The sequence below is a fragment of the Aeromonas rivuli genome (assembly GCF_000820045.1).
Classification (GTDB): Bacteria; Pseudomonadota; Gammaproteobacteria; order Enterobacterales; family Aeromonadaceae; genus Aeromonas; species Aeromonas rivuli.
Genome location: NZ_CDBJ01000100.1, coordinates 234,712 through 247,706, shown reverse-complemented (window position 1 = coordinate 247,706; position 12,995 = coordinate 234,712). Strand labels below are relative to the sequence as shown.

11 protein-coding genes and 1 pseudogene are annotated in these 12,995 nt (G+C 61.5%); all 12 read left to right on the top strand.

Going from position 1 to position 12,995, the window contains the following annotated elements; genetic code table 11:
* The first annotated feature begins 78 nt into the window (after positions 1 to 78).
* The 12 genes and pseudogenes from BN1130_RS20890 (at position 79) to BN1130_RS20835 (ending at position 12,983) form a co-directional block, all read left to right on the top strand.
* Complete coding sequence (locus BN1130_RS20890; RefSeq protein ID WP_042044357.1) at positions 79 to 1,254, top strand: tetratricopeptide repeat protein; 1,176 nt, start codon at positions 79 to 81, stop codon at positions 1,252 to 1,254.
* A gap of 212 nt (positions 1,255 to 1,466) precedes the next feature.
* Positions 1,467 to 3,176 (top strand): MSHA fimbrial ATPase MshE, encoded by a 1,710-nt coding sequence (gene mshE, locus BN1130_RS20885; protein ID WP_042044356.1) that lies wholly within the window; start codon positions 1,467 to 1,469, stop codon positions 3,174 to 3,176.
* Positions 3,177 to 3,179: 3 nt separating this feature from the next.
* Positions 3,180 to 4,403, top strand: coding sequence for a type II secretion system F family protein (locus BN1130_RS20880; protein WP_042044355.1), 1,224 nt, complete (start codon positions 3,180 to 3,182; stop codon positions 4,401 to 4,403).
* A gap of 260 nt (positions 4,404 to 4,663) precedes the next feature.
* A complete protein-coding gene (locus BN1130_RS20875; protein ID WP_042044429.1) occupies positions 4,664 to 5,146 on the top strand; it encodes a hypothetical protein in 483 nt (160 codons plus the stop codon).
* Between the two features lie 67 nt (positions 5,147 to 5,213).
* A complete protein-coding gene (locus tag BN1130_RS20870) occupies positions 5,214 to 5,882 on the top strand; it encodes a type II secretion system protein (RefSeq protein WP_042044354.1) in 669 nt (222 codons plus the stop codon).
* A 25-nt stretch (positions 5,883 to 5,907) separates the two neighbouring features.
* A complete protein-coding gene (locus BN1130_RS20865) occupies positions 5,908 to 6,345 on the top strand; it encodes a prepilin-type N-terminal cleavage/methylation domain-containing protein (protein WP_042044353.1) in 438 nt (145 codons plus the stop codon).
* A 65-nt stretch (positions 6,346 to 6,410) separates the two neighbouring features.
* Entirely contained in the window at positions 6,411 to 6,887 is a 477-nt protein-coding gene (locus BN1130_RS20860; RefSeq protein ID WP_042044352.1) for a prepilin-type N-terminal cleavage/methylation domain-containing protein, read from the top strand.
* A complete protein-coding gene (locus BN1130_RS20855) occupies positions 6,874 to 7,446 on the top strand; it encodes a type II secretion system protein (protein ID WP_042044351.1) in 573 nt (190 codons plus the stop codon). Before BN1130_RS20860 ends, BN1130_RS20855 begins: the two co-directional genes overlap by 14 nt.
* Positions 7,446 to 8,321, top strand: coding sequence for a PulJ/GspJ family protein (locus BN1130_RS20850; RefSeq protein WP_157014127.1), 876 nt, complete (start codon positions 7,446 to 7,448; stop codon positions 8,319 to 8,321). The genes BN1130_RS20855 and BN1130_RS20850 overlap by 1 nt, the downstream gene beginning before the upstream one ends.
* A 43-nt stretch (positions 8,322 to 8,364) precedes the next feature.
* Positions 8,365 to 8,775 (top strand): MSHA biogenesis protein MshP, encoded by a 411-nt coding sequence (locus tag BN1130_RS20845; protein ID WP_157014142.1) that lies wholly within the window; start codon positions 8,365 to 8,367, stop codon positions 8,773 to 8,775.
* An 824-nt stretch (positions 8,776 to 9,599) separates the two neighbouring features.
* Positions 9,600 to 11,726: pseudogene (locus tag BN1130_RS20840) on the top strand (DUF6701 domain-containing protein); the annotation flags it as partial.
* Positions 11,727 to 11,942: 216 nt separating this feature from the next.
* Positions 11,943 to 12,983: a rod shape-determining protein gene (locus tag BN1130_RS20835; protein ID WP_005308111.1), complete on the top strand. Its 1,041-nt coding sequence runs from the start codon at positions 11,943 to 11,945 to the stop codon at positions 12,981 to 12,983.
* Positions 12,984 to 12,995: the final 12 nt, after the last annotated feature.

Sequence of the window (12,995 nt, the reverse complement as noted above, 5' to 3'; positions counted from 1 at the left end):
ACCCGGCCTCGGCGGCCGGGGGCGGGCTACAGACAGTGCTGAGCGGATGCGCCTTGGCCTGCATGGGGGAGCCGGGTCGTGAGCGTGATCAACAAGATGCTCACCGATCTCGAACGCCGTCAGGGCGGTAGTGACGGTGCCGCCATCTATGTGGCACCGGCGCGGGGCCAGGGCTGGTGGATGCTGCTGCTCACCCTGATCTGCGGCCTGGCCCTTGGCATATTGGGTTGGCGCAGTTGGGCCTATTGGCAGCAGAGTCATCAAGAAATGCCACCGCTCACTCAGGCCGCCGCCCCGGTGACGGTTGCCGAGGATGAGCCCGTGGATCTGGTGGTGGCGCTGCCGACTCCCAGCGTCCAGGCGGTGGCCAACGCCTTGCCCGAGCGGCAGAGCCCCTCCGGCTTCGCCCGCCGCGAGCCGACGCCATCGCCAGACGATATCGCCCCGGTTCAACAGCGCGAGACACTGGCGGCGGATCTTGGCGATCCGGTTCCGGCGCAACAGCTTGAGACACTGGGGCCGGACTATGCCGAGGCCGAGCCGGAACCGGAGCCGAGCGATGCACAGTTGCAGCCGGATCTCTATGCCGAACTGGATGCGGCCCGGGAGGCAGACGCCCAGCCGGTCGCTCCCGCGCCGCGTCGTCCCGCCTCCCTCAAGATAGAGACGGTGGAGCTGAGCCAGGCTGAGCTGGCTGCCCTGAGCGAGCGCAAAGCCACCGCGGCCCTGGCCAAGGGACAGCTGCGCGAGGCCGAGGCGCAGTTCATCGCCTTGTTGCGCCAAACCCCGGATAACGAAGAGGCTCGTCAGCAGCTGGCGGGCCTGCTCTATGGTCAGGGGCGCCTCGCCGAGGCCAGTGCCCTGCTCGAGGACGGCATTCGCCGCCAACCGGCCCAGGCCGATTTCAGGCTGCTGCTGGCCCGTCTGGCGTTGGCCGAAGGGGACAAACAGCGGGCCCTCGGCTGGCTCGGCGGCGCCAAACCGCCCCTGGCCAGCAATCTCGATTACTACGCAACCTGGGCCGGTTTACGTCAGGAGCTGGGCCAGAACGCCGAGGCGGCGGATCTCTATGTCCAGCTGCTGCGGGTCCAGCCGGATCAGGGGCGCTGGTGGCTGGGGCTGGGAATAGCCGAAGATGGTCAGGGCCACAGCCAGCGCGCCAAAGATGCCTATCGCAATGCCCTGCTGCACGGGGAGCTGGGCGAAGCCTCCCAGGTCTGGCTGAGCCAGCGCATGGCTCAACTCGGCCCCTGAATGAAGTGCGTAGGCTGCACTCGGTATCTCTGGGCGAAGCCTCCCAGGTCTGGCTGAGTCAGCGCATGGCGCAGCTGGGGCCCTGAGCGCTCCCTGGGCCGCCTTGGCCCGACATACATGAACAGTAAGATGGCACTGCCCACGGGTGGGCGGTGCCCAGCAACCTAGCAGGGATGCCGCTCGCACAGCGCACCCACAGCACCGGAGTTTTCATGGCACAACCGAGACTGAAGATGCGCCTCGGCGATCTGCTGGTTCAAGAGCAGATTGTCTCTGACGATCAGCTGCAACTGGCCTTGCAACAGCAGCGTCAGACCGGCCGCAAGCTGGGTACCACCCTCATCGACCTTGGCTTTATCAGCGAGGTGCAGTTACTTCAGTTCCTGGCCCGTCAGCTGGGGGTGCCCTTCTTCGACCTCAATAATCTCACCATAGATGCCAGGGCGGTCACCCTCTTGCCCGAGGTGCAGGCGCGCCGTTACCGCGCCCTGGCGGTGCATCAGAGCGAGCATGAGGTGACGGTGGCCATGTCGGATCCCGCCGACCTGAGTGCCCTGGATGCCATTGCCAATCTGTTGCGCCCGCGGGAGATGAAACTCGCCGTGGCCCGGGAGGGGCAGCTGCTCGACTATTTTGACCGCCTCTATCGCCGTACCCGCGAGATAGAGAGCTTCGCCGAGCAGTTGCATGAGGAGTATCAGGACGCCGGCTTCGAGCTGGGATCCAGCAATCTGGAAGGGGGCAACGAGGGGGAGGCGACGGTGGCCAAGCTGCTGCGCTCCCTGTTCGAGGATGCGGTGCAGGTCGGCGCGTCGGATATCCACATCGAGCCCGATGAGAAGGTATTGCGCATTCGCCAGCGCATCGATGGCGTGCTGCACGAGAATCTGCTCAACGAGGTGCGTATCGCCCAGGCGCTGGTGCTGCGCCTGAAGCTGGTGGCGGGGCTCGATATCTCCGAGAAGCGACTGCCCCAGGATGGCCGTTTCGCCATGAAGGTGCGGGGCCGGGACGTGGATGTGCGACTGTCGACCATGCCGGTGCAGCATGGGGAGTCCGTGGTGATGCGGCTGCTGGATCAGAGTGCCGGCATCCTCTCCCTCGAGGAGACCGGTATGCCGCCCGAGATACTGGCGCGCTTTCGCCGTCAGCTCAAGCGCCCCCACGGCATGATACTGGTGACGGGGCCGACCGGTAGCGGCAAGACCACCACCCTCTACGGCGCGCTGTCCGAGCTCAACCAGCCGAGTCAGAAGATCATCACGGTAGAAGACCCGGTAGAGTACCGATTGCCCCGGGTCAATCAGGTGCAGGTCAATCCCAAGATAGGGCTGACGTTCTCCCAGGTGCTGCGATCCACCCTGCGTCAGGATCCCGACATCCTGCTGGTGGGGGAGATGCGGGACAACGAGACGGTGGAGATAGGGCTGCGCGGCGCCATCACGGGCCACCTGGTACTGACCACGCTGCACACCAACGATGCCATCAGCAGTGCCCTGCGCCTCATCGACATGGGTGCCCCCGGCTATCTGGTGGCAAGCGCCCTGCGCGCCGTGGTAGCCCAGCGTTTGGTGCGTCGGCTGTGCGAGCACTGCAGCGAGCCCAAGGCGCCGGATGAGGGGCAAGGGAGCTGGCTTGCCACCCTGTCTGGGGAGACGCCGGGCCAGCACGATTATCACAAGGGCCGTGGTTGCCAGAGTTGCAACTTCACCGGCTATCGTGGCCGGGTCGGCGTCTACGAGCTGCTCGAACTGGATCAGACCATGATGGACGCCCTGCGCCGTGACGATACCGAGGGCTTTGCCCGCGCTGCCCGCCAGCATCCCCACTATCGCCCCCTGGCCCTGACCGCCCTCGACTATGCCCGCAGTGGCGTGACCTCGGTGGATGAGGTGCTGCGTCTGGCCGAGGATCTGGGTTAAGCCATGGGACATTTTGCCTACAAAGGCCGTGACAAGCTTGGCAAGGCGGTCAGCGGTACCCTGGAGGCGGCCAGCGAACTGGCCGCGGCCGACAGCCTGATGCGGCGCGGCATCTTGCCGACCGAACTGCGTGAGCGCCGTGCCCGGGGCGGTGATATCAATCTCTCCCAGCTGTTCGAATCCAAGGTGCGACTGGAAGAGCTGGTGGTGTTCAGCCGCCAGATGTATGCCCTGACCCGGGCCGGCATTCCCATACTGCGTGCCATTGCGGGCCTGGAAGAGAGTGCCCACAGCAAGCCCCTCAAGCGAGCCCTGCATCAGCTCGGGGAAGATCTGGGCAATGGTCGCCCGTTGTCGAGCGCCATGCAGAGCCATCCCAAGGTGTTCAGCAGCCTGTTCATCGCCATCATCCACGTGGGGGAGAACACCGGTCAGCTGGAGGAAGCCTTTCAACAGCTTGCCAACTATTTCGATCTGGAGCTGGAGACCCGCAAGCGGATCAAGGCCGCCATGCGTTACCCCAGCTTCGTGATGATCGCCATCGGCATCGCCATGGTGATCCTCAACATCATGGTGATCCCGGTCTTTGCCAACATGTTCGCCAAGTTCGGGGTCGAGCTGCCCCTGGCGACCCGGATCCTGCTCGCCACCTCCCACTTCTTCGTGCACTACTGGTGGCTGCTGCTGGCGGGGTTGATTGCGAGCGTGCTGGGTTGGCGCCACTGGGTGCGCACCCCGGCAGGCCAGCTGAGCTGGCACAGATGGCAGCTTAAATTACCCATAGTCGGCAGCATCATCGAGCGCTCCTTGCTGGCCCGCTTCGCGCGCAGCTTCTCCATGATGCTCAAGGCCGGTGTGCCCCTGAACCAGGCGCTGGCGCTGGTGGCCGATGCGGTGGATAACGCCTTCATGCGCGATCGGATCCGGGATATGCGCGGTGGCATAGAGCGTGGCGAGAGCCTGCTGCGCACCGCCGGTGCCAGCGGTTTGTTCACTCCCCTGGTGATGCAGATGATCGCCGTGGGGGAGGAGACGGGTCAGGTCGACGAGTTGCTGCACGAGGCGGCCGAGTATTACGAACGGGAGGTGGACTACGACCTCAAGAGCCTCACCGCCCGCATCGAACCCATCCTCATCGGCCTAGTGGCCATCATGGTGCTGATCCTGGCGCTGGGTATCTTCACGCCGATGTGGGACATGATGAGCGCGGTCAGGGGCGGGAAATGATTTGGGTATCTTCACCTCATCCGATGGTGGGACATGATGAGCGCGGTCAGGGGCGGGAAATGATTTGGGTATCTTCACCTCATCCGATGGTGGGGCATGATGAGTGCGGTCAGGGGTGGGGGATGATTTGGGTATCTTCACCTCATCAGATGGTGGGAAATGATGAACGCGGTCAGGGGCGGGGGATGATGAGCACGGTCAGGGGGTCTGGTGATCGCAGCCAGGTGGCAGGGGTTGATGAGTAGCCGTTGGAGCAGGTCATGAGCCGCCAGGGTGAACAAGATGCCCGCTGGCTGGCGGGCTACCGATTGGTGGCCGCCATCCTGGTGCTGCTGGTGATCATCGCCACCCTGGTCGGTGGTTATCAACGCCATCGCGAACAGGCGCTGGCGACCAGTCTGACCCTGCTGGGAGAGCAGTTTGCCGAGCGGGTGCAGCGCCTTCATGGTCGCTGGCTCGATGAGCGCAGGCCTGCACGGCTTCACGCCGAGGGGCAAATCTGGCAGTTCGATGAGCGCGGCTGGCCGCTGGGAATGGCGCCATTGATGAGCCCTTCCGCCGATTGCCAACAACTGTGGCAAGGCGCCATGGGGTCGTTGCAGTCGGGCAATCTGGCGCTGCAATTTCGGGGGACGACGGGGGGTTGTCTCATGGGCATCGAGTCGCACTGGCTGCACTATCGCTTCGCCGATGGCCGCGTGCTGCCTTGGCGGGTGCCGCAGGATGGGACTGAGCGAGGCTAATTATTCACCTCGTTCCCATGATTTTTTTATATCTACATGAAATAATACCGCGTCCGATGGAGGATCCATGGCATATAGCAAGCGCAGAGAGTTCACAACAGGCAGGAGCCTGCCCCGCGGGGCTGCGGGTTTCTCGCTGATCGAGCTGGTGATCGTCATCGTTATCCTGGGAATACTGGCGGCCACCGCCTTGCCGCGTTTTCTCGATGTGACCGACGAGGCGAAGAAGGCGAGCGTGGAAGGGGTTTCGGGTGGCTATGCTACCGCCGTCTCTCTGGTGCGGGCCCAGTGGGAGGCCGAAGGACGGGCCAAGCAGGATGCACAAAATACCGTGCTCTATGATGGCACCCGCTTCTATCTGACCACCCCCACCGACAGCCAGATCGACAATGGTGAGCTCTCTCCCGGCTATCCCATGGATACGGCGGGCGGGGCGACTGACATCGATCCGGCCAACCTGACAGCCCAGCGCTGTCTGCGAATTTGGGATGGATTACTGCAAAATCCCCCCAAGGCTACTGCCAGCTTCTCCGAGGTGCGCAGTAGTGGTAATGACCTGAAATACTATGCCACCGTATCCAGTAATGGCCTCGACTCCGTCTGTCGCTACTACCTGGTCAATAGTCTGAGTAAGGGTAGTGATGGGCAGTATCAGGACCCGCAAGGGAGCACTGAGGCGTTCATGAGTTTCAGTTACCGACCGGCCTCCGGCCAGGTAACCACCAATATCAACTGATTTCATTATCGACAGAGGACAAGAGATGAAAAAGCAAGCAGGCTTTACCCTGATAGAACTGGTGATCGTGATCATCATCCTGGGCATTCTGGCGGTCACCGCCGCACCCAAGTTCCTGAATTTGCAGGATGATGCAAATAAAGCTGCCGCCCAAGGGGTTGCTGCAGCACTGCAAAGTGGCGCTCAACTGGTTTATAGCCGTTCAGCTTTGGATGGTACTGAAAAAGCTCCCGACTCTTCTGTCTCAGCTGGTACCAGCACGGTCACCACTACATTTGGCTATCCGACAGCGGATAAGGCCGGTATTGGTGAAGCAGTTACCATCGATGGCGGTTGGTCGCAGAAAAATGATGATGGTGTATTCACCACAGATCAGGCCAACAGTTGTGCAGTTATTTACCAGGCTCCCTCTGTGGCCGGTGCTACGTTCTCGGTCTCGCTGAGTGGTGCGACTTGTAACTAAGTCGACTGACAATAAAGCGGGGCCCAATGCCCCGCTTTTCTTCGATGACCCAAGCGAGAGTGACAATGGCTTCGACTAGAGGCTTTACCCTGATTGAATTGGTCATCGTGATCCTGCTACTCGGGATTCTGGCCGCCTTTGCCATGCCTAAATGGCTGGGCAAAGGCGGCTTTGAAATCCATACCCTGCGCGACGAACTGGTCACCCGGCTGCGGCTGGTACAGACCCTGAACATGAACGAAGGTGAGGAGCGTTGCAGCCAGCTGGTGCTGGAGGCAAACCGCTTCGCTCACCTCACCCAGGCGGGCACCTGCAGTGCCCACCCCATCGCTGACTGGAGTGCGAACGAACTGACTCGGGGCCGCCCGGTGCAGGCTTCTGGCACTATTGTCCTCTCTCCCCAGACATCCCTCAGTTTCGATAAACGCAGTGGCCGCCCCCTGGGGGCCTGCAGCGCCGGTTGCGATCTGACGGTGACTGAGGGCAGGGAGTCTGTCCGGCTGCGCATCGAGGCCGAGGGTTATATTCATGCCCTCCCTTAACCCTTCCCGTGGTTTTACCCTGATAGAGCTGGTCGTCGGCATAGTGCTGCTCTCTGTCGCGTTGACCGGCATTCTGGGCTTGCTGGTCAATCAGGCACCCCAAGCCGTCGACCCGGTGCAGCAGGTGCGTGCCGCCCAGCTGGCCCAGCGGGTCTTGAATGAGGTGCTGCAAAAATCCTTCGATGAGCATTCTGATCATAACGGCGGCCGTTTCCGCTGCGGCGAGACGGCCGGTACCCCGCCCGTGCCCTATGCCGCCTGCACCCCAGCTGCCAGTTATGGCAAGGATGCGGGGGAGAGCGCCCCTTATACCTTCAACGATGTGGATGACTTCGATACGGCGGGTCAGTGGGTGGCCGCTAACCTGTTTACCCAGCAGGCGGCCGGTATCAGCGATGAGGAGTATCGCAACTATCAACTGAGGATCCGGGTCACGGCGGATGACCTGCTTGCCAGTGCAGGCAAGGGCGCCGCGTCCATCGGCAAGCGCATCGAGTTGACGGTGCGGCTGCCGGACAGCAGCGAAGTCGAGTTTGCGCTCTACCGGGGTAATTACTGATGGAGAAGCCGCATTCCCGTTATGCCGCGTCCGATGACGCATCTGTTACCACAACCTGTGACCGCGTCCGATTAGGCTCCGCTAATCGAACCTGCGCCCAGCCTGGGCGGGGGGGGGGCTTCACCCTGGTCGAGCTGGTGATGGTGATATTGCTGCTCGGCATCATGGCGACCTTCTCCAGCCAGTTTATTGGCATAGGCACCGAGATCTATGGGGACGCCAGCCGCCGTGAGCAGCTGATGAGCGATGCCCGCTTCGCCCTGGAGCGGCTCAATCGCGAAGTGCGCGATGCGGTGCCAGGTTCGGTGCGGGTGGAAGATGAAGCGGGCATCTCGGGGCAGCAAGGCAGTTGCCTGCGCTTCTGGCCCATCGTGACGGCCAGTCGTTATCTGAGTCTCAGCGGGAGTGGCGGGGTGAGCATAGTCACTCCGAGCGTCCTGCCCGAGCAGGATATTGACAGCGCCATTGTCTATCCCCTTGCCGACCCGAATATCCCTCTGGACGAGGGCTGTCTCCATGGCAATTGTGTCGCCAGCGTGACCTCGGTGGGGACATCCGTCTCGGGGGCCCTGTCGTTGACCGTCGATGATGGCTTTGCCAAGGACTCCCCGGGCAAGCGCATCTATTTTGCCAGGCAACAGGTGCGCTACTGCGTGGCAGGCACTACCCTGACCCGGGCCAGCGGCGCGATAGGCACCCATATCAGCACGAACACTCCCGCCCTGATGGCCGAGCATATCCGCCCGGCGGCCTATTACTTCTATCGGGAGCCCGCCGCCTTCAATCAGAGCGAGGTGGGGCTGCGACTGGGGTTCGAGCGCAGCGGCGAGCGGGTCATCTTCAACCACAAGCTGGAGCTGCTCAATGTTCCCTAAGCCGCCGCCCCTTGCCATGGCGGCCCAGCGCGGCAGCGCCATCATGATAGCCCTGTTTGTCATCGTCATCATGGGGCTGCTTGCCGCGGCCATGGGCCGTTTCTTGCTCGACAGCAGCGAGAAAAACACCCTTGAGGTGCGCAGTGTCAGGGCCTTGATGGCAGCGCAGAGCGGCCTGGAGATAGGCCTCTACCGCCTCTACCCCAATGATCATTGGGACGCGCAACAGTGCGCCGCCCTGACAGCTATCCCCTTTGCAGTCCCGGGGCTGGTGGATTGCAACGTGGTACTGACCTGCAAGCCGGTGGTGGTCAGTGCGGCAGGGGGCACCCAGACCGGTTACAGCTTCCAGAGCACGGGTGCCTGTGGCCATAGCGATGTGAACAGTCCCAATCCGGATTTTGCCGTCAGCCGCACCCTGGTGGCACAAGCCTTTGATGGAGTGATGCCGTGAGACTCTGGTGGCTGGTCTTAACAATGCTGTCTGGCATGGTTTATGGGTTTGGAACCTTCGACACTGACACCTATTTCCCGGCTGTGGTTCAGGGCCACCGCGGTAATAACAACGCGGTCTGTACTGGCCAGGATGCTGCCAAGCTGACCCAGAACAACCAGGCGAAAATCACGGGCACTGCAGGTGCTGCCTTGAATTTCTGCGACTCGAACCAGGGTTCCGGCATGCCATTGGATGGTTGTGACAACGCCAATGGTTCTCGCCGGCTCTGCACGATAACAGGTAGCACGATACGTGGATTGTCTACGTCGGGTGATAACAGCTTCCTGAGCAGTTCCGGCGGCGATGGTAGCTTGGGGTACTGTAACGCGGGGCAACAGTTGACCATGGGCAGTACCAGCCAATATCAGTTCGGTGCGATCAGTCTCTACAGCGCCTGTACCCTGACATTCTCCTCTGCCCGTAATGAATATCGGATTGAGAGCCTCGCCATAGGAGGAGGGGCCAAGGTCATTCTGCCTGCCGGGGATTACTGGATTGGCAGCTTGACTATCAACCAGGGAGGGGTGATTGAAACACAGGGCGCCGTGCGTATTTTTGTAAATGGGCAAGCCGCGTTGAACGATGGACGCCTCAATCCGGACAACCTGGGGTCAGTGCTGCTGTTTGGCTATGCCGATATCAATTTGAATGGGAATAGTCTTATCAATGGACTGGTGTATTCGGATAAGTCTCTGAGCATGAATGGCTCCAGCGTCATCAACGGCAGAACAACCAGCCGTTCCCTGTTCATGACAGGCTCCACGGCGATCAACGACAAGCCGTCACCGCCGGTCAATGCCCTGATCGATCACTTCGAATTTGACCACAGCGGCAATGCCCTGACCTGCAACCCGGAGACCCTGACCATCCGGGCCTGTGCCAATGCCAGCTGCAGCCAGCTGTTCACGGATCCGGTCAGTGCGACCTTGCTCCCTGCCACCACCACCGCGAGCTGGATTGGCGGTAATCAGGTGAGCTTCAGCAATGGCTCCACCACCTTGCAACTGAGGAGCAATACGGTGGGGGCCGTGACGGTTGGCGTCAGTGGTTCTACACCGGCCACCGGTTCCCCCGGCACTACTTTGTGCCGGGCAGGGGCAGGGGCGCTCAGTACCGCCGCTTGCACCCTCAATTTTGCCGACAGTGGTTTTGTGTTCGATGTGCAGGACACCCTGGCCAACAAGCCGCAGGATGTGGTGATGAAGGCGGTCAAGAAGGACAATGCGAGCCAGCAGTGTGTGCCCGGTTTTGCCAATGTGAGCAAGCCGGTCAGCTTCTGGAGTGGCTACGTCACTCCGATGAGCAACACCTTTGGCAGCAAGGTCATGGTCAACGGTAGCGCCATCGCCACGAGTCAGACGGCCGGACAGGCTAGCCCGCAGACGCTGACCTTCAATGCCCAAGGGGAGACGACTCTGACGGTCAACTATCCGGATGCAGGCAAGATGCAACTCAATGCCCGCCACGATGGCAGTGGCGATACGGCGGGGCTGCTGATGACAGGGTCAGATCTCTTTGTCAGCCGTCCGGTGGGGCTCTGCATCAAGGCTCCACAAGGGGAATGCGTCCCCAGTGCCAATGAGACCAATGCTGATTACGCCAGTTGCCCGGTGTTCAAGAAGACCGGCGAGGTGTTCCAGCTGGATATCAAAGGGGTGGCCTGGCAGTCCGATGATGACCAAGACTTGTGCCGCGACAATCTGGCGACCCCCAACTTCGCGCTGGCCAATATTGCCCTCGGCAGCACGCTGATGGCCCCCAAACCCGGGGTGGAGGCGGCGGTCGGCACACCCCGCTATGACCACTCCAATGTGAAGGGCAGCAATAACCTCAACGTCATCAGTCAGTCGGTCAACGAGGTCGGGGTATTCAGCATGGTGGCGACGCCGCCAGTGGCAACGTCTGCATCAACGGGCTATTTCGGCTACACCATACCCGCCGCCAGCAGCGTGCCGGTGGGGCGCTTTATTCCGGTGGATTTCAATCTGGTCAGCGGCGACATCCTGCCTGCCTGCGGTGATTTCTCCTATATGGGGCAACCCTTCAATACCGAGTTGCACATTCAGGCCCGCAATCAGGCGGGCGCCGTGACGCAAAACTATTGGGGGGACTTCGCCAAGGGGAATGCCTATCTGACCACGGCCAACAACAGCGATGGGGTCTCGCTCTCTGCCCGGCTGCGCAGCCTGGGGCCACTGCTCTGGGAGGCGGGGAAGGCCGACTTCATCGGGCCGACCGAGTTTGTGAGGCTGTCCGATACCCAGCCCGATGGCCCCTACCGCGCGCTGCTGTTTGGTCTCTATATGCAGGACGGCGATGGCGAAAGGACCCTGATCGCGGCCCCGGATTTCAATGCCCAGCAGGTGGGGCCCTGCAGCGGGTCGGGCTGCAATGCCCGGCTGATAGATAACCGGCCCATGGAGGCCTATTTCGGCCGGATACAGGCCGGTACGGTGCAGGGGGTCGCTTCGGCGCCGCTGACGGTGCTGCTGGAGCTGCAATATCATGAAGCGGGTAACTGGCACAGGCAGTGGGCTGACCAATGCACTCGGCTCTCTCTGCTGGATGAAGGGGTCGTGTTTACCGATAGTAGTCAGCACTTCGATGCAGGGAGCGGGGATCTTGACCTGGGGTCCAACGTCAAGATCCGGCTCGGACTTGGCGAAACGGCGCCGGGAGCCATGACGGCGATGGCCCACGAGGGTGAGATAGGTTTCCAGTTTGCCGCCCCGGAGAGAGCGGTGCGCATTCCTTTCCGTATCGATCTGAGCCAGCAGCCCGAGTCAGAACTTCAACCAGGACGGCGGCCGCTCTGGCTTTCCGACCCTGACAGTCTGGATGGCATGGCGATTTTCGGGATTGGTCGCGGTAATGACAGAATTATTTATCGCCGGGAAGTGATGCCCTGAAATGGATATGCGGGCGAGGATCGGGGCTGTTTGGCATGAGTGTGCGGCTTATCTCCTTGTTTCTTAGTGTTTGTCGGCTTGGGCCAGTGAGTGATGACTCGCATTTTTGTCGCGCTTGATTGATTGGTGACAGTTTGAGCGCTTGCCGATTGGGGTGGGCATTGGTAAAGTTAGCCGGTTTTCCGCACCTCCAAATTCTTAGGATTTCCCGTAGCCATGTTCAAAAAGCTCAGAGGCGTCTTTTCCAACGATCTGTCGATCGACTTGGGAACTGCCAACACCCTGATCTACGTAAAAGATCAAGGGATCGTCCTTAACGAACCCTCAGTTGTCGCCATTCGCCAAGAGCGCGGGAACGCCAAATCGGTCGCTGCCGTCGGTCATGCCGCCAAGCAGATGCTGGGCCGTACCCCAGGCAACATCTCCGCCATCCGTCCGATGAAAGATGGCGTCATCGCCGACTTCTACGTGACCGAGAAGATGTTGCAGCACTTCATCAAACAAGTGCATGACAACAACTATTTCCGCCCCAGCCCCCGTGTGCTGGTGTGCGTACCCTGCGGCTCCACTCAGGTAGAGCGTCGCGCCATCAAGGAATCCGCACTGGGCGCCGGCGCCCGTGAGGTTTACCTGATCGATGAACCCATGGCTGCCGCCATCGGTGCCGGCTTGCCGGTCTCCGAAGCGACCGGCTCCATGGTGGTCGATATCGGTGGTGGTACCACAGAAGTGGCCATCATCTCCCTGAACGGCGTGGTCTACTCCCAGTCCGTGCGGATCGGTGGCGACAAGTTCGACGAAGCCATCATCAGCTACGTGCGCCGCAACTACGGCAGCCTGATCGGTGAAGCCACCGCCGAGCGCATCAAGCACGAGATAGGCTCCGCCTACCCGGGCGAAGAGGTGCGCGAGATCGAAGTCCGCGGTCGCAATCTGGCCGAAGGGGTACCGCGCAGCTTCACCCTGAACTCCAACGAGATCCTGGAAGCGCTGCAAGAGCCGCTGTCCGGTATCGTCTCCGCCGTCATGGTGGCCCTGGAGCAGTCCCCGCCGGAACTGGCGTCCGACATCTCCGAGCGCGGCATGGTGCTGACCGGTGGTGGCGCACTGCTTAAGGACATCGACCGTCTGCTGATGGAAGAGACTGGCATCCCGGTCGTCGTGGCTGAAGATCCCCTCACCTGTGTCGCCCGTGGCGGCGGCAAGGCGCTGGAGCTGATCGACATGCACGGTGGCGACCTGTTCCACTACGAATAAGACCCAAAGCCG

Bases quoted from the DNA above. Each gene is read 5' to 3' on its own strand.
- BN1130_RS20875 (WP_042044429.1), top strand. From the start codon at position 4,664: ATGAGCCGCCAGGGTGAACAAGATGCCCGCTGGCTGGCGGGCTACCGA.
- BN1130_RS20865 (WP_042044353.1), top strand. From the start codon at position 5,908: ATGAAAAAGCAAGCAGGCTTTACCCTGATAGAACTGGTGATCGTGATC.
- BN1130_RS20835 (WP_005308111.1), top strand. From the start codon at position 11,943: ATGTTCAAAAAGCTCAGAGGCGTCTTTTCCAACGATCTGTCGATCGAC.
- BN1130_RS20860 (WP_042044352.1), top strand. From the start codon at position 6,411: ATGGCTTCGACTAGAGGCTTTACCCTGATTGAATTGGTCATCGTGATC.
- BN1130_RS20870 (WP_042044354.1), top strand. From the start codon at position 5,214: ATGGCATATAGCAAGCGCAGAGAGTTCACAACAGGCAGGAGCCTGCCC.
- BN1130_RS20855 (WP_042044351.1), top strand. From the start codon at position 6,874: ATGCCCTCCCTTAACCCTTCCCGTGGTTTTACCCTGATAGAGCTGGTC.
- BN1130_RS20850 (WP_157014127.1), top strand. From the start codon at position 7,446: ATGGAGAAGCCGCATTCCCGTTATGCCGCGTCCGATGACGCATCTGTT.
- mshE (WP_042044356.1), top strand. From the start codon at position 1,467: ATGGCACAACCGAGACTGAAGATGCGCCTCGGCGATCTGCTGGTTCAA.
- BN1130_RS20880 (WP_042044355.1), top strand. From the start codon at position 3,180: ATGGGACATTTTGCCTACAAAGGCCGTGACAAGCTTGGCAAGGCGGTC.
- BN1130_RS20845 (WP_157014142.1), top strand. From the start codon at position 8,365: ATGATAGCCCTGTTTGTCATCGTCATCATGGGGCTGCTTGCCGCGGCC.